Origin of the sequence: Haloferax sp. Atlit-48N (genome assembly GCF_003383015.2) — an archaeon.
Lineage (GTDB): Archaea > Halobacteriota > Halobacteria > Halobacteriales > Haloferacaceae > Haloferax > Haloferax volcanii.
Window position 1 is genome coordinate 219,985 of record NZ_CP137692.1, and the last position, 15,192, is coordinate 235,176.

Sequence of the window (15,192 nt, forward strand, 5' to 3'; positions counted from 1 at the left end):
GCTTCTGCGTCGGTGGATATGAACGTTTACCGCCGTGGCAGATACTGCGCTGCACTCACCACTCCCCGTCGAGTCCGTCGCGAAGCGCCGCCACGTCCGACTCGTCGTTGAAGTTGTGGAACGACGCGCGGACCGCCGTCGGTTCGGGAAGCGTCCGGACGACAACCCCCGCCGATTTGAGCCGTTCGACCGTCCCCTCCGGGTCAGGGACCTCGAAGGAGACGAGCCCCGACTCCGGGTCGTGCGGACTCAACAGCCGTCCCTCCGGGACGGTTTCGATGAACCGGCCTGCGAGGTCGCGCACGTGTTCCTCGGTTCGGTCGAGGCCGACGCGCTCGGCGATATCGATAGCCTCTCGGAGCGCGACGTGCGGCGCGGGGTTGGTGGTTCCGACCTCGAAGCGTTTCGCTCCGGGCGCGAAGTCGAGCCCGTCGGCGTTCGGCTCCGTGACGCCGCGGTAGCCGACGGCGTGGGGTTCGATGCCCTCCGCGACTTCGCGACGGACGTAGAGGAAACCCGCGCCCCACGGCCCGAGCAGCCACTTGTGGCCCGCGCCGGCGACGATGTCTGCCCCCCAGTCGTCCACGGCGACGGGGTACTGGCCGAACGACTGGACCGCGTCGACCACCGACAGCGCGCCGGCGTCGCGGGCGATGTCGGTGAGTTCGCGCACGGGGAGCCGCGTCCCGTAGTTCCACGTTAGGGCGCTGAAACAGACGAGGTCGGCGTCGCTGACGGCCTCGGCGTACTGGTCCATATCGAGCCGCCCTGCCTCGCTCTCGACGACGCGGACTTCGACCCCCTCGCGTTCGAGTCGCCGCCACGGGAGGATGCCGGCCGGGTGTTCGAGGTCGGTTCGGACGACCACGTCGCCCGGCTCCCAGTCGAGCGCGGTGGCGATGCGGTTGATGCCGTCGGTGGTGCTCTGGGTTAGTGCCACCTCCTCCGTTTCGGCACCGATGAACGCGGCCACGTCCTCGCGGACGGCCTCGTAGGCGTCGAACGCGGTCGGATAGGGGCCGTCGTCGCCCGGCGACTCGTACTCGTGGTATTCGAGGAACTCGGTCGCACGCTCCACGATGGGGCGCGGACTCGGGCCGTGCGCGCCGGTGTTGAGATACGTGACGTCGTCGAGGGCCGGAATCGTCGTTCGGAGTTCGTCGGGTGTCATAGTGTGTTATCGGGTGTCATCGGAGGTGTTCTCTCGTCGGTCGCGCCGCGAAGGAGTCGTGTCTGCTGGTGATACGCCCGTCGAATCAAACGTTCTGGTACCACTATCGAATTGCCGCAACAACTCGTCGGGGAGGCGGGCGTACACCTCGGCGTTGCCGACGAGCGCCTCGACGGTGGTGAACTCGTCGACCGCGTGCGCCGTCTCGGTCCCCAGCCCGAACTCGACGGTCGGGACGCCGGCGTTTCGCATTCGCTTCGCGTCGCCGCCGCCGGTCGCGCTCCGGCGGTACACACGCCCGCCGGTGACGCCTTCAGCGACCGAGACCACGGCGTCCGCCAGCGCGCTGTCGGGGTCTTCGAACGTCCCGACCGACCAGTCCGCGTCCGAAGTCTCGACGCCGTCGTGACCGGCGACGACCTCCCGAACGCGGTCGAGCACCGCCGCCGTCTCGACGCCCGCCGTCACGCGAATATCGAGCTTCGCCCGCGCCGCGTCGGGGACGACGTTCACCCGGTCGCCGCCCGAGAGGACGCCCAGATTGACCGACGGCCGCTCGAACAGCTCTCGCGCCGCATCCGCGCCGAATCGCGGCGCGTAGTACTCGACGGACTCGTCGACGAGCGCCCGCACCGCGGGGTCGAACTCGAATCGGTAGTCATCGAGCGTCGATTCGATGTCGCTCACGGCGCGGTAGAGCCGGTGAATCGCGTTCTCACCGAGCATCGGTCGGGAGCCGTGGGCGGCGGTCCCCGTCGCTTCGAGTTCCAACCAGATGCTTCCCCGGTCCGCGACGGTCACCGAGTGGCGGTCGCTCTCGCAGGTCGTCTCGCCGATGACGCAGGCGTCCGCGGCGAGTCCGCGCCGGTCGAGAAGCGTCGGCAGCCCCGCGCTCCCGGCGACTTCCTCGTCGCTCACGAACGCGAACACGAGGGTCGTCGACGGCACTGTGTCGGTTTCGACGTACGCGTTCGCCACCGCGAGCATCGCGGCGACCGCTCCCTTCATGTCGGTCGCGCCGCGCCCGTAGAGCCGGTTTCCCGCCCGTTCACCGAGCGGGTCGCGCGTCCACTCGCCAGCATCGAACGGGACCGTATCGAGGTGCCCCAGCAGGACGAGCGTCCGGTCTGTCGCGCCCGGGAGCGTCGCCACGAGATTCGGCTTTCTCGGGTCCGAGGTGACGCGTTCGGCCTCGATACCGAGGTCGGCAAGGAACGATTCGACCCACGACGCGAGGTCCCGCGTGTCTCCCGGCGGGTTCTGCGTGTCGTGGCCGACGAGCGTCGCCGCGAGGTCGACGACGTCCTCGCGGTGCTCGCGGAGGGAGGCGACGACGGCGGGTGGGTCGCTGGACATGGACTCTCTGTCCGGATGTACGTACTGACGACGAATAAGTTTGTGCTAAAAATACAATATTGGTGGGGCGAGATACGGGTGCCTCTGTGGGACGGGTCCGAAAGAAATCGTCACTCCGAGTGGTGGAGGGTGGGGTGGGATGGGATGCGGTGCTGATTCCGGTATCAGGCGTTGTAGGTCCACCGCTGGAGCGTCGCGGAGTTGGAGCCGGATTCGGAGGTCCAGACGACGCGGACTGTGTCGCCGTTGGCAAAGCCGTCCTCGTCAGTGTCTTGGACGACGACGGACTCACCCGCGCTGATGGTGTCTGAGCCGAGGGCCGACCACTTGTTTGCCTCGCCATCAACGGTGACGTTGATGTCGCCAGCGATGGTGACTAAATCGCCGTCAATCTGCGCGCCGCTTTCGTGCGTAATGGTCAGTTCCGTTCCGTCGTAGTCGAACGTGAAACTCGCTTGGGGAGCGGTGTCACCGACCTGGTCGCCGAGACCGAGGACGAAGGTGCCGATGACGGCCGCGAGGATGACGGTAATCGCGACCATGAGGATGACGCCGATGACCGGCGAGACTGCGCGGGACTCCGTGAACATTGTCTTGATTTGCATAGTTGTTTCTCCTAGGTGTGCCGGACGAGAGGCGACCGTTGAGAAAAATACGAATCGGTCCTCGAACGCCTGCGTTCTAACCTAACAGATTGTCTGACGTTCTCCGATGATATAAACTAGTATTGAGAAGGCGTTTCACGTCTCATGCGTGATTCGTACCAGAATTGGCTGGTGCTGTCGCTCACGGTGTAACGTTCGAAAAAATCGAGGTTCGGTTGGCTGTGTCGCCGCGGACCGTTTAGTGCGTGTACGTTTGCAGGGTCGCGGAGTTGGAACCGGATTCGGAGGTCCAGACGAGGCGCACTTCGTCGCCATCCACGAGCGGGCCACCGAACGTGACCTCGATACTGTCACCTGCACCCATGTTTCCGTCACTGTCTCCGTCGTTGTCGACCGTACTGCTGGTCTCGTCTGAAGTCTCGGACACGCTCAGACTCTCGAAGTCGATTGCGTCACCGCTTTCGTGCGTGATGGTCACGGTGTCGACACCGTCGTAGTCGAAGCTGAAACTCGCCTGCGGGGCGGTGTCACCGACCTGGTCACCGAGACCGAGGACGAAGGTTCCGATGACGGCCGCGAGGATGACGGTAATCGCGACCATGAGGATGACGCCGATGACCGGCGAGACTGCGCGTGATTCGCTAAGGAATTTCTTGATATCCATTGTTCTACCCAGGGCCGGCCTCTGACCCACCTCGTGCCCACCTGCACGGGACCGCGAGCGGCCACATGTTCCGGCTCCTGTTGGCCTTCCGTATGTTCCGGATATATTTAATTTCGCAGCGACTTACCGGTCTATTCGAGGGGTTAGGGCGCTCCTAACCGTCGAATTCGGGATTTAAGCCGTTCCATCCCACCTGCGTACCATCCGCAGGGGAGGTCGGTGCTGAACCGCCGACCTGACGCGCTACACACGCGAATCCGACTCTCTCGCTCGCGCGACGCACTCGCTCGAACTGTTGCGCTCCCGATTTCTGCGGACATGGTGGTGTGGGTTCGGGAGGGTGTCGGCCGCGGCGCGCGTCCCATACGCGTCGCTCACGCGACTCGAAACGCGGGGGCGGTCGAAAACGTCGGGAAAACGGCCTACTGGGAGGCGTTCCAGAACCGCGGCGTCGACTCGAAATCTATCTTCGCGTCGGAGGGCGCGCGCTCGTAGAGTGCGTCGTGGACGGCCTCGTAGGCCGCGCGCGGGCCTTCCTGTGCGAGTTTCGGGTGGTCGCGGGTGTCGAAGACGACGCGCCACGTCCCGTTCGTGAGGTGCAGTCCGAGGATGTACTTCCCGCGGACGTTCACGACCAGTTGGTAGGCGTGCTGGACCGTCTCGCCGTCGCGTTCGATGTTGTAGCCGCGGACGGCGACGGCCTGCTGAATCGCCTCCTTCGTCTCGAGTTCGGCGACGAACGATTTGGGGACGGCCCGTCCGGGGAGCGACTCGACGAACGGTTCGCTCACGGTCGCACCACCTCGCGTCGCGCACCTGTCGGTTCCATCGTACCCTATCTGGGCGGCCGAGCGGGTATATGCGATACGGTCTTCGCCGGCGCGGGTCCGGACACCGACCGACTCGCGTCGCCCCGCGTTCCGAGCGAAGCGCCTTTGAGGCTCTGCGCGCGCAGACGAACCGTGAACTCCACCGCACACCACGTCGGTCTCACCGTCCGCGACCTCGATTCGACGCTCGAATTCTACCGCGACGCGCTCGACCTGCCGGTCGTCTCTCGCTTCGAAGTCGGCGGCGAGGAGTTCGCCACCGCCGTCTCCGTCGACGGCGCGTCGGCGCGCTTCGCCCACCTCGACGGCGGCGACGTGCGCGTCGAACTCGTCGAGTACGACCCGGTCGGCACCGACACCGACGAACCGACGCTCAACCGTCCCGGTGCGACCCACCTCGGGCTCTCGGTCGAGGACGTCGACGCCGCGGTCGCTCAACTCCCGGCCGACGCCGAGACGCTCAGCGAACCGCAGACGACCGAGACCGGCACGCGAATCGCGTTCGTCCGCGACCCCGAGGGGAACCTCGTCGAACTCCTCGACGCCTGACCCGGCCGCTTCGTTCGACGGGTTCGCCGCTCGAAACTCGCCGTTGAATTGTTCTCGAACTGCAATACTAGGGCGCTGGTGTGGTCACTCGTCGGTCGAAAACCACGCCCGCGGCCGCTCCGACCCGATTGGAAGCTTCAGCGTCACGGCCGTCCCCCCGAGGGAAGACGGTTCCAACTCCATGCTCCCGCCCGCTTTCTTGACGACCCAGTGGACCAGCCACAGGCCCATCCCGGTCCCGTGTTCGAGCGGCGTCTCCTCGCCGCGCTTGATGACTCGCCACTCCTCGTCGGGGATTCCCGGCCCGTCGTCGTCGACGCGCACGACGAGTTTCGAGTCGTCGGCTTCGGTTCGGCGCACGTCGATACGGACCGTTTCGCCGCCGTGTTTGAGCGCGTTCGCGATTAGCTCGTCGAGCGCCGCGCCGACGCGGCTGTCGACTCGCGCGTAGAGCCCCGTCTCGATGTCCGTCCGCACCGCCGCCTCCGGGTACGTCGATTCGGCCCTCGACACGGCGTCTTCGACGAGCGCCGAGACGCGCCGCGGCGTTCCCTCGGATTCGAGGGCGTCCGAGACCGTCTGCGCCTTCTCGGAGAGCGACGCGAGGTCGTCCGCCGCCTCGACGATGGCCTCGGCGGCCTCGGCGAGTTCCTCGTCGGTGTCCGTGGCCTCGTTCTGGCGAATCAGCTCCGCGTAGCCCTCGATGACGTTCATCCGGTTTCGGAGGTTGTGCCGGAACATCCGGTTGAGGACGCCGAGTCGCTGTCTGGTCACCTCCGACTCGGTGACGTCGGACTGGATGGCGACGTAGCCGTCGATGTCGCCGTTGCTCTCGATGGGCGCGATGGTCTGTATCGCGGTGTAGAGCTCGCCGCTCTTCCGTCGGTCGATGATTCGCTCTTGCCACGTCTCGCCGGACTGGAGGGCGCGCCACAGTCGCTCGTAGTACGTCTCCGGCATCTCGCCCGAACTGAGTATCGACGCCGGTTCACCGATGACCTCCGCGGCGTCGTAGCCCGTCGTCTCCTCGAACGCCGGGTTGACGTACGTAATCTCCCCGTCCGGCGTGGTGAGGTAAATCGCGTGGCCCGCCTGCTCGACGGCCTGCTCGAACTCGCGGAGGCGGCGCTCCCGCCGCTGCTGTTCTGTCACGTCGACGAAGACGCCGACGACTTCGGCCACCTCGCCGTCGGCGTCGCGGACGACCGCCGTCGAAAGCCGAAACTCGCGGAGGTCGCCGTCCGCCGGCTGTCGCTCGACTTGAACGTCCGAGAGGCCGTTTTCTGCGATGGTTCGCCGGATAATCTCCTCGCTATCCTCGCTGTCCGCGCCCGCGTCGTAGGGGAGCGGTCCGCCGAGCACCTCCTCGCGCCCCCAGCCGAACGTCTCCGTGGCGGCGTCGTTCCACCTCGTCACGCGCCCCTCGGGCGTGGCCGCGATAATCGGCACCGGCGACGCGGCGACCACGGTCCGAAGCTGGTCCAGCGACGACCGAACCGACGCCTGCTGGCGCTCGATACGACGGTTCTTCCGGGAGACGAGCGCCCAGACGAACGCGGTGGAGACGGCGACGAACGCGAGTCCCTTGACGAGTTCGGCCTCGGGGGCCGGGGGCGCACCCAGCGTGGCCGACAGGAGTAGCTCGCCGCCGAGGATGCCCGCGGTCCCGAAGCCGAGATACGCCAGCGCGATGGCGCGGGCGTCGAGACCGTCGAGCGGCGAGTCGTTCATCATCCGAACGGAGCGCGAGCGAAAATATAAACGTGGTGCGGTAATCCGGGAGTTGATAACGACGGCACCACCCCTCGAAACCCGACGCGGAAGCGCAACCGACATTGCCACTGGGCCGCTAGCACGGGTGACTCCCCGCTTCCCGAGACGCACGACATCGTACCCATGCCCACCACGAGCCGGCGAGACGCCATCGAGACACCATGAAACGACGAGACGCACTCAAGACACTCGGCATCGGCGCACTCGCCGCCACCGCGGGCTGTCTCGGCGGCTTCGAACAGCAGTCGGCGTGGCGCGACCCGCCGCTCGTCGACGACCGCCCGGACGCGGTCTACCTCCCCGCCGTCACCGAAGGGATGAAGATGTACGGGAAGACGACCGCCGGCCCGTACGGCGTCGCGCTCACCTACTCGTACCCCCATCGCTTCTGGACCGCCGCCGGCTCCGACCTCGGGAAGACCGTCGTCGAGGCCGACGACTCGATTCACCTCATGGCGTCGCTGTGGGACGCCGAGACGGGGACCGTCCTCCCGCTGGACGCCGGCGTCTCCATCGAGATTCTCCGCGACGGCGACCTCGTGAGCGAGGAGGTCGCCTACCCGATGCTCTCCCAGCAGATGGGGATGCACTACGGCTCGAACTACGTCCTCGACGGCGAGGGCGACTACGTGGCCCGCGTGCACGTCGGCGGCACCTCGCTTTCCCGAACCGGCTCGTTCGCCGGGCGGTTCGAGTCGGCCGAGACGGCGACGTTCGAGTTCGCGTTCGACACGGACGACCTCTACGACGTGGAACTGCGCCGCCTCGGCGACGAGGCCGGGTCGCGCGGCGCGGTCCCGGCGATGGAGATGATGGGCGTCCCGACCGGCAAAGCCCCCGCCGTCAGCGACCTCCCCGGTCGCCACCTCGGCCGGCAGACGAGCGCCGACGCCCTGTTCGACGCCTTCGTCGTCGACGACGGCTCCCGGTTCGGCGTCGACGGCGCGTACCTCTACGTCTCGGCGCGGACGCCGCACAACGAGTTCGTCCTGCCGATGATGGGCGTTCGGGCCACGCTCGAACGCGACGGAACGACGACCCTCGACGGCGCGCGACTCGCCCGGACGCTCGACCCCGACCTCAGCTACCACTACGGCACGGGCGTCGAGGCCGTCGACTCCGGCGACGCGCTGACGCTCTCGGTTGACGTGCCGCCGCAGGTGGCCCGCCACGACGGCTACGAGACGGCGTTCATGGCGTTCGAGCCGATGCGGTTCGAGGTCTGAGGTGTCGCTTCGTCGCCGCTTCACCCCCCGTCGGGCGACCGGGGCACCCCGACGCGGACGGCGCGATGGAAACGTTCAGAAGCCAACAACCCCGAACTCTCGGTGACTCTCGGATGACCACGGACACAGACGCGACGCGCGACCGCCACACCTGCACAGCGTGCGGCGAGGCGTACCCGACCGAGCGACTACTGGTCCTCCACCGGGGTGCGAGACACCCCGACGACCTCGACGCCGAAGAAGTCGAGGCGTACCGCGAGGCGTACCACGAGGAGGAAGCGGAACTCAAGTCGTTCCGCGTCCGTGCGCTCGGCGTCATCGTGCTGCTGTACTTCGGCTTCCTCATGCTGTTCATCGTCTTCGCATCATGACCCGACTCCGACCCATCTCCCTCAGACGATTCGGTCTCGGTCTCCTGCTGGCGAGTCTTCTGTCGCTCCTCGCGGACCCGGCGGCCGCGAGCAACGCCGCGGTCGGACTCGCGGGCGCGTCGCAGGACAACCTCGCGGTCCCGCGGTGGCTCTATCTCGCCACCGGCGGCGCGACCGTCGGAGCCTCCGCGCTCCTCGCCAGTTTCGTCACCGACCGCCGATTCATCGAGCGCGTCCACCTGTGGCAGACCGGTCCCGATGCGGGCGTCTCGGACGGACTCCTGCGCGCGCTCCGAGTCGCGGGCGGCGTCCTCGGCCTCGCGGTCCTCGCGCTCGCGGTCTCCCTCGGCTACACCGGCCCGCAGGTCCCGACCGTCAACTTCGCCGTCATCGTCGTCTTCGCGGGGCTCCGCGCCGGCTACACGATGCTCTCGTATCTCGTCGCTGATACGTGGCGCGCGCTGAACCCGTGGCGAACCGTCGTCTCAGCGGTTCCGAACGGCTTCGTCTCGTACCCCGAGCGACTCGGCCGCTGGCCCGCGGTGGCGGGGATTCTCGCGCTCGTCTGGGTCGAGACCGCGACCGCCGTCACGACCCGGCCCTCGGTCCTCGCGACCGCGCTCGTCGCCTACTCGGTCGTCACGCTCGCCGGCGCGGTCGCCGTCGGCGCGGACGCGTGGTTCGACAAGGTCGACCCCGTCTCCGTCTTCCTCCAGTTCTACGGCCGGGTCGCGCCGGTTCGCCTCGACGACGACGGCCTCTCGTTCCGCCTGCCGGGGATGCGACTCGTCACCGACGACGACCTGACCGACCTCGGTGACGTGGCCGTCGCGGTCGTCCTCGTCTGGGAACTCACCTTCAGCGGTTTCGTCACGACCGAACAGGGCGCGGCGGCCGTCCGGTGGCTCGCGGGCGTCGGCCTCCCGCCGCTTTTCGTCTACGGACTGCTCTACCTCGGCGGCTTCGGGGTCTTCCTCGGTCTCTACGTTCTCGCCGCGCGGGTGACCGCCCGCCGCATCGACACCTTCGAGACGCCGCTCGACCTCGCGGTCACATTCGCGCCCTCGTTGCTCGCTATCGCCGCGGGCTACCACCTCGCGCACTACGTCGGCTTCTTCGTCTCGCTGTCACCGATGCTCGTCCACGCGCTGTCGTCGCCGCTGTCGTCGCCGGCGAACCCGGTCGTGCTCACGCTCCCCGCGTGGTTCGGCGGCCTGAACGTCGCGTTCGTCCTCCTCGGCCACCTGCTCGCGGTGTGGGTGGCGCATTCGCAGGCCTACCGAACCTTCCCCAGCAGACTGCAAGCCGTCCGGAGCCAGTTCCCCTTCGTCGCGGTGATGATTCTCTACACGATTCTCAGCCTGTGGCTCATCTCGCTGCCGACCGCGAACCCGCCGTTCCTCTGATTATTAACTAACTGGCTTCAATTTGTGAAGTTACAATATCTAACCCCCGTTTTCTAACAGGTGAATTATTAACCGGTCGCTGACTACTGCCGAGTATGAGCGAACACGACGGACGCGACCCCGGCCCCGGTGACGGGGCGGACGCGTCCACGGACCCGCAGGGCGGCGACAACTGCGGGTGCGACGACGCCTGCGAGGTCGGGGGCGCGTCGGCGTCGGGAGTGCCCGGCGAGACGGAGCCCGGCGACTCGGCCGGCGAATCCGCCGGTGCGGTCCGCGCGGAATTCAGCGTCCCGGACATGGACTGCGCGTCCTGTGCGAGCAAGGTCGAAACGAGCGTCCGGAAACTCGACGGCGTCGGTGATATCGACCCGCGGGCGACGACCGGCCGACTCGTCGTCGAGTACGACCCCGACCGGACCACGCCCGACGACATCCGGGGTAACGTCGAGGGCGCGGGCTACGCCGTCGAAGACGGCCCCTCGACGCGCGAGGTGTCGTTTTCCGTCCCCGACATGGACTGCGCCTCCTGCGCCGGGAAGGTCGAACACGCGCTCCGCGGCGCGCCGGGCGTGCTGTCGTACGAGACGCGCCCGACGACCGGGACCGCCGTCGTCACGCTCGCGGCCGACGCGGACCTCGATGCGGTCGTCTCGGCCATCGAGGGCGCGGGCTACGAAGTCGTCGGGACCGACGTCGCTGACGCCGTCGACGGCGACGACGGCCACGGCCACTCTCACTCCCACGGCGGGACCACCGGCGCGGACCGCGGGAGCGTCTGGCGCAGCACGCGCGCGGCGAAAACGTGGGTGAGCGGCGGCTTCCTCGCGGCGGGCATCACGGTTGAGTACCTGCTCGGGTTGGAACTCGTCGTCGCCAGCGTCCTCGGCGTCTCGTTCACGGCCGCCGAACTGCTGTACGTCCTCGGGGCCGCGGTCGGCGGGCAGGCCATCCTCCGCAACGGCTACTACTCCGCGAAGAACCGCAGTCTCGACATCGACTTCCTGATGTCGACGGCGATTCTCAGCGCCGTGGCCGCCAGCCTCATCTCCGGGCCGACGAGCCTCTACTTCGAGGCGGCGACGCTCGCGTTCCTCTTTAGCGTCTCCGAACTGCTCGAACGCTACTCGATGGACCGCACGCGCGACTCCCTCCGCGAACTGATGGACCTCTCGCCCGACGAGGCGACGGTCCTCCGCGACGGCGTCGAGACGGTCGTCCCCGTCGAGGAACTCGTCGTCGGCGACGTGGTCGCCGTCAAACCCGGCGAGAAGATCCCCGTCGACGGGACGGTGGTCGAAGGCGACAGCGCGGTCAATCAGGCCCCCATCACCGGCGAGTCCGTCCCGGTCGACAAGGCCGACGGCGACGAGGTGTTCGCAGGCACGGTCAACGAGGCGGGCTACCTCGAAGTCCGCGTCGACTCCGCCGCGGGCGACGACACCCTCTCGCGCATCGTCTCGATGGTCGAAGACGCGCAGGCCAACAAGACCGAACGCGAGCAGTTCGTCGAGCGCTTCTCGTCGTACTACACGCCCCTCATGGTCGTCATCGCGGTCGCGGTCGCGGCGATTCCGCCCATCGCGTTCGGCCTCGACTGGGTGACGTGGTTCGTCTACGGCATCACGATGCTCGTGCTCGCCTGCCCCTGCGCGTTCGTCATCTCGACGCCCGTCTCGGTCGTCTCGGGCATCACGTCGGCCGCGAAAAACGGCGTGCTCATCAAGGGCGGTACGCACCTCGAAGCGATGGGCTCGGTCGAGGCCGTCGCCGTTGACAAGACGGGCACGCTCACGAAAGGCGAACTCACCGTCACCGACGTGGTCCCGCTCAACGGCAACTCCGAGGCGGACGTGCTGCGGTGCGCCCGCGGCCTCGAAGCCCGGAGCGAACACCCCATCGGCGAGGCCATCGTCTCCCACGCCGAGGGCACGGGCGTCGCGGCCCGCGAGGTCGACGACTTCGAGAGCGTCACCGGCAAGGGCGTCCGCGCCGACCTCGACGGCGTCCCGCACTTCGCCGGCAAACCCGGCTTCTTCGAGGAGCTCGGCTTCGACCTCGAACACGTCCACGTCACCGGCCCCGGCGAGGCGCTCTCCGCGGAGGTCCGACAGCTCTGTGACCGCCACGGCTGTCTCAACCTCGTCGCGGACACGATTCCGCGCCTCCAGTCCGAGGGCAAGACGGTCGTCGTCGTCGGGACCGAAGACGACCTCGAAGGCGTCGTCGCCGTCGCCGACGAGGTCCGGCCCGACGCCCGCGAGACGGTCGCAAAGCTCCGCGAGGCCGGCCTCTCGGTCGTCATGCTCACCGGCGACAACGAGGGGACCGCCCGCGCCATCGCCGAGCAGGTCGGCGTCGACGACTTCCGCGCGGGCCTCCTCCCGGAGGACAAGGTCGCCGCCGTCGAGGGACTGCTCGACGAGTACGGCTCGGTCGCCATGGTCGGTGACGGCATCAACGACGCCCCGGCGCTCGCCACCGCCACGGTCGGCGTCGCCATGGGCGCGGCAGGTACCGACACCGCCCTCGAAACGGCCGACATCGCCCTCATGGCCGACGACCTCTCGAAGCTCCCGTACCTCTACGAACTGTCCCACCGGGCCAACGGCGTCATCCGGCAGAACATCTGGGCGTCGCTCGCCATCAAGGCCGTCCTCGCGGTCGGCGTGCCCTTCGGCTACGTCTCGGTCGCGCTCGCGGTCCTCGCGGGCGACGCCGGGATGACGATGGGCGTGACGGGCAACGCGATGCGACTCGCCCGGATTCGGCCGGACGAGTGAGACGTGAGACGCGGGAGGCTGACCTTCTCCGAATTTTCCGGTCCGTTCCTGCCAGATTCGCGCATCCGTGTTACTTAGTAGCGTGACACTATCAACGCGTCCGCAATTCTTGCCACACGAGAAACGGCTGGCTGGGTTTTGCCGACGCCGCGCGTCAGAGATTGGCATGGGAGACGACGAGCGGACGCCACGCAGAGACGCGAGCGAGCGACCGGCCCGACCGATACGGAGCCGAGACGCCCGCGACGCCGGCGATTCCGACCGCACCCGACGACGGTTCATCTGGCTCGCCGGGACCGCCGCGATGGCGGGATTGGCCGGCTGTTCCGGCGGCGGTGGCGGCGGGGCCGAGCCGTCCGAGACGACCGCGACGACGACGCAGTCGTCGGGTTCGACCGGGGGCGTCCCCGAGGCGTACGCGACGGCCACCTCGCTCGACGGCACGCAGCGCAACCCCGACAGCCTCTCGTCGCAGGAGGCCGTCTCGTATCAGGACGAACCGAGCGAGGGCCGGCAGTGTTCGACCTGTCGGTACTACATCGAGGACAGAAACGGGGACGGCGTGGGCGCGTGCGCCATCGTCGCGGGCGAAGTCGCTCCCGAGGGCTACTGCGTCTCCTACGTCGAATACGAGGGGTAGCTCGGGGGCGGCTTCGTCGTCAGGACTCCTCGTCCGTCGGCCCGACGGCGCTCTGAATCCGACAGCGGATGGACTCCTCGACGCCGTCGCGCTCGACCGGAATCACCCACTTCTCGCCGCAGCCGAGGACTGTCACCATCTCGCCGTCCTGTCGGTGTTTCACCGAGACGAACACCTCGCCGCGCTCGGGGTCGTAGTCCACGAGTTCGACGAGCACGTCCTCGCCGGCGATGAGGAGGTTCTTCGCGCCGTCCAACTCGGTGACGTAGGACTCGGTGTTCCCGGCGGGGTCGGTGACGAACAGTTCGACGACCGGCACGTCCTCGCCGTCGGGATAGCTCGCGTCGACTTCGATTGCCCCGTCCTCGAGCCGGATGCCGTGTATCTCGACGAGCGACGCCGCGACGCCGAAGCTGTCAGCGACCTGCTGACGGAGGTCCCCCAACGGGATTCGAACCGACTCTCGAATCGTTCCCATGCCAGCCCCTACGAACGGGGGGTGTATGAGCGTGTCCGCTAGTCGTCGCCCCAGAGGGCGTCCGCGAGCCGCGACCCCGACGGGACGGCCTCGCGGAAGGCGACCGAGTCGAACGCGAGCGGCCCGTTGAGCGACAGAAAACCGAGTTCGCCTTCGGGCGCGCGGTCGAGGTTCGTCAGAAAGGCCACTTTGCGGGCGGCCTCGACGCCTTCGACGGTCGCCTCGGGGTCGACCGACTCGTACAGGGCGGCGTGTTCCCGGACGTGTTCGACGCAGCGTTTCGTCGGCGCGAACAGCAACAGCGCGTGGACGCCCGGCCCCTCGCGGCCGAGTTTCGTCCGGATGGCGTGCTCGTCGTCCTTGTAGAAGTAGCGCTCCATGCGGCGGTACTGGCGGAGTATCTCGTTCGCGCCGGTGGCGTGGCGGACGGCGGCGTCGGCCTTGAGTTCGATGAGGTAGTCCACCGGCTCGGGCGTCCGCACCCGGACGTACACGTCGGCGACGCCGCGGTTCCCGTAGTGGTCGTACGGCTCTTCGAGGTGAATCTCCACGTCGTCGAAGGCCGCCCGGAAGTGCTCGACCACCCGCGTCGCCAACTCGTCCTCGCGCATCTGTCGGTCGAGACGTGGCGACCGTCGGGGAAATGTCCCGCGGTTCGGCCGGCGGCGACCCAGTGCATCGGAAAACACATACCGCCGGCGTTCGGTTGGGGAACCGACAGATGTCCCTGCCGACCCGCAGACAGGTCCTCCGCGCCGGCGGCGCATCGCTCGTCGCCGCGCTCGCCGGATGTTCCGGCGAGGGCTCCGGTTCCAGTTCCAGTTCGGACGTGCCGTCCGGTCCCTCCCCGGACACGCTCGTTTCCGACTACGACCAGCTCCATCTTCGAAACGACGCCGAGAGCGGCATCTTCCGGGACGCCGCCCGCGACGACGAACAGACGGAGTCGTCGTATCTCGACGACTTCCTCGTCACCACCGACGAGGAACGCGGGGACGTGACCTTCGCGGCCGAACCCGACGGCGTCGACGAGGCCCGCGCGTTCATCGACGAGACGGATTTCGACGAACAGACGCTTGTCATCACCCAGCACCGCGTGGACGCCTGCCACCGGGTGAAACTGCTGTACGTCACGCACCCGCCGGACAGCGTCGTCGACCTCGACTTCTGTCGCCCGCTCCGGCCCGCGTCGGTCGAGTGCTCCGTGGACGACCGCCACGTCGTCGCCTCGCTGGTCCGACTGCCCTACTCGTCGCAGGGCGAGTCGAGCTGGGGCCACGGCGGCGGAAGCAGTTGCCGCATCCCGTCGTCGCTCCGAACCGAGACGGAGGACGCCTGAG

General features: G+C 67.9%; 15 protein-coding genes. 7 read left to right on the plus strand and 8 right to left on the minus strand.

The genetic code is table 11. The features are described from left to right. Positions 1-55: 55 nt before the first annotated feature. The 5 genes from DEQ67_RS17565 to DEQ67_RS17585 form a co-directional block, all read right to left on the minus strand. Positions 56-1,171, minus strand: coding sequence for an aminotransferase class V-fold PLP-dependent enzyme (locus tag DEQ67_RS17565; protein WP_115891614.1), 1,116 nt, complete (start codon positions 1,169-1,171; stop codon positions 56-58). A gap of 6 nt (positions 1,172-1,177) precedes the next feature. Further along, positions 1,178-2,527 carry a M20 family metallopeptidase gene (locus tag DEQ67_RS17570; RefSeq protein WP_115891613.1) on the minus strand — a complete coding sequence of 450 codons (1,350 nt, stop codon included), beginning with the start codon at positions 2,525-2,527 and terminating at the stop codon, positions 1,178-1,180. 164 nt (positions 2,528-2,691) lie between these two features. After that, positions 2,692-3,132, minus strand: coding sequence for a type IV pilin (locus DEQ67_RS17575; protein WP_115891612.1), 441 nt, complete (start codon positions 3,130-3,132; stop codon positions 2,692-2,694). A gap of 238 nt (positions 3,133-3,370) precedes the next feature. Beyond that, complete coding sequence (locus DEQ67_RS17580; RefSeq protein WP_115891611.1) at positions 3,371-3,796, minus strand: type IV pilin; 426 nt, start codon at positions 3,794-3,796, stop codon at positions 3,371-3,373. 422 nt (positions 3,797-4,218) lie between these two features. After that, positions 4,219-4,587, minus strand: a complete 369-nt coding sequence (locus DEQ67_RS17585; RefSeq protein WP_004040984.1) for a hypothetical protein — start codon at positions 4,585-4,587, stop codon at positions 4,219-4,221. A 171-nt stretch (positions 4,588-4,758) separates the two neighbouring features. On the opposite strand from DEQ67_RS17585, the gene DEQ67_RS17590 reads away from it, so the two are divergent. Further along, on the plus strand, positions 4,759-5,175 hold the full coding sequence (locus tag DEQ67_RS17590; protein ID WP_115891610.1) for a VOC family protein: 417 nt from the start codon (positions 4,759-4,761) through the stop codon (positions 5,173-5,175). Positions 5,176-5,259: 84 nt separating this feature from the next. On the opposite strand, the gene DEQ67_RS17595 is transcribed toward DEQ67_RS17590, so the two are convergent. Next, a complete protein-coding gene (locus DEQ67_RS17595; protein ID WP_115891609.1) occupies positions 5,260-6,909 on the minus strand; it encodes a PAS domain-containing sensor histidine kinase in 1,650 nt (549 codons plus the stop codon). A 200-nt stretch (positions 6,910-7,109) separates the two neighbouring features. Between DEQ67_RS17595 and DEQ67_RS17600 the strand changes: the two genes are divergently transcribed. From DEQ67_RS17600 to DEQ67_RS17620, 5 genes are all read left to right on the plus strand, one after another. Next, positions 7,110-8,174, plus strand: a complete 1,065-nt coding sequence (locus DEQ67_RS17600; RefSeq protein WP_115862034.1) for a DUF7350 domain-containing protein — start codon at positions 7,110-7,112, stop codon at positions 8,172-8,174. 113 nt (positions 8,175-8,287) lie between these two features. Beyond that, positions 8,288-8,545, plus strand: coding sequence for a hypothetical protein (locus DEQ67_RS17605; protein ID WP_004064732.1), 258 nt, complete (start codon positions 8,288-8,290; stop codon positions 8,543-8,545). Next, positions 8,542-9,951, plus strand: coding sequence for a hypothetical protein (locus tag DEQ67_RS17610; protein ID WP_115803806.1), 1,410 nt, complete (start codon positions 8,542-8,544; stop codon positions 9,949-9,951). Before DEQ67_RS17605 ends, DEQ67_RS17610 begins: the two co-directional genes overlap by 4 nt. 95 nt (positions 9,952-10,046) lie before the next feature. Next, positions 10,047-12,734 (plus strand): heavy metal translocating P-type ATPase, encoded by a 2,688-nt coding sequence (locus DEQ67_RS17615; protein WP_115891608.1) that lies wholly within the window; start codon positions 10,047-10,049, stop codon positions 12,732-12,734. 166 nt (positions 12,735-12,900) lie between these two features. After that, the gene (locus tag DEQ67_RS17620; RefSeq protein ID WP_115891607.1) at positions 12,901-13,374 is read left to right on the plus strand and encodes a high-potential iron-sulfur protein; all 474 of its coding nucleotides are present in this window, start codon (positions 12,901-12,903) and stop codon (positions 13,372-13,374) included. 19 nt (positions 13,375-13,393) lie between these two features. On the opposite strand, the gene DEQ67_RS17625 is transcribed toward DEQ67_RS17620, so the two are convergent. Both DEQ67_RS17625 and DEQ67_RS17630 read right to left on the minus strand, forming a co-directional pair. Further along, positions 13,394-13,852 carry a hypothetical protein gene (locus DEQ67_RS17625; RefSeq protein ID WP_115803804.1) on the minus strand — a complete coding sequence of 153 codons (459 nt, stop codon included), beginning with the start codon at positions 13,850-13,852 and terminating at the stop codon, positions 13,394-13,396. A 38-nt stretch (positions 13,853-13,890) separates the two neighbouring features. Then, the gene (locus DEQ67_RS17630) at positions 13,891-14,463 is read right to left on the minus strand and encodes a hypothetical protein (protein WP_004064755.1); all 573 of its coding nucleotides are present in this window, start codon (positions 14,461-14,463) and stop codon (positions 13,891-13,893) included. Positions 14,464-14,573: 110 nt separating this feature from the next. Here DEQ67_RS17630 and DEQ67_RS17635 point away from each other — a divergent pair, with 110 nt between their 5' ends. Further along, entirely contained in the window at positions 14,574-15,191 is a 618-nt protein-coding gene (locus DEQ67_RS17635) for a hypothetical protein (RefSeq protein WP_115803803.1), read from the plus strand. Position 15,192 lies beyond the last annotated feature (1 nt).

Coding starts and splice junctions, on each gene's coding strand:
- DEQ67_RS17565 (WP_115891614.1), bottom strand. CDS start 1,171: ATGACACCCGACGAACTCCGAACGACGATTCCGGCCCTCGACGACGTC.
- DEQ67_RS17570 (WP_115891613.1), bottom strand. CDS start 2,527: ATGTCCAGCGACCCACCCGCCGTCGTCGCCTCCCTCCGCGAGCACCGC.
- DEQ67_RS17575 (WP_115891612.1), bottom strand. CDS start 3,132: ATGCAAATCAAGACAATGTTCACGGAGTCCCGCGCAGTCTCGCCGGTC.
- DEQ67_RS17580 (WP_115891611.1), bottom strand. CDS start 3,796: ATGGATATCAAGAAATTCCTTAGCGAATCACGCGCAGTCTCGCCGGTC.
- DEQ67_RS17595 (WP_115891609.1), bottom strand. CDS start 6,909: ATGATGAACGACTCGCCGCTCGACGGTCTCGACGCCCGCGCCATCGCG.
- DEQ67_RS17600 (WP_115862034.1), top strand. CDS start 7,110: ATGAAACGACGAGACGCACTCAAGACACTCGGCATCGGCGCACTCGCC.
- DEQ67_RS17605 (WP_004064732.1), top strand. CDS start 8,288: ATGACCACGGACACAGACGCGACGCGCGACCGCCACACCTGCACAGCG.
- DEQ67_RS17610 (WP_115803806.1), top strand. CDS start 8,542: ATGACCCGACTCCGACCCATCTCCCTCAGACGATTCGGTCTCGGTCTC.
- DEQ67_RS17615 (WP_115891608.1), top strand. CDS start 10,047: ATGAGCGAACACGACGGACGCGACCCCGGCCCCGGTGACGGGGCGGAC.
- DEQ67_RS17620 (WP_115891607.1), top strand. CDS start 12,901: ATGGGAGACGACGAGCGGACGCCACGCAGAGACGCGAGCGAGCGACCG.
- DEQ67_RS17625 (WP_115803804.1), bottom strand. CDS start 13,852: ATGGGAACGATTCGAGAGTCGGTTCGAATCCCGTTGGGGGACCTCCGT.
- DEQ67_RS17630 (WP_004064755.1), bottom strand. CDS start 14,463: ATGCGCGAGGACGAGTTGGCGACGCGGGTGGTCGAGCACTTCCGGGCG.
- DEQ67_RS17635 (WP_115803803.1), top strand. CDS start 14,574: ATGTCCCTGCCGACCCGCAGACAGGTCCTCCGCGCCGGCGGCGCATCG.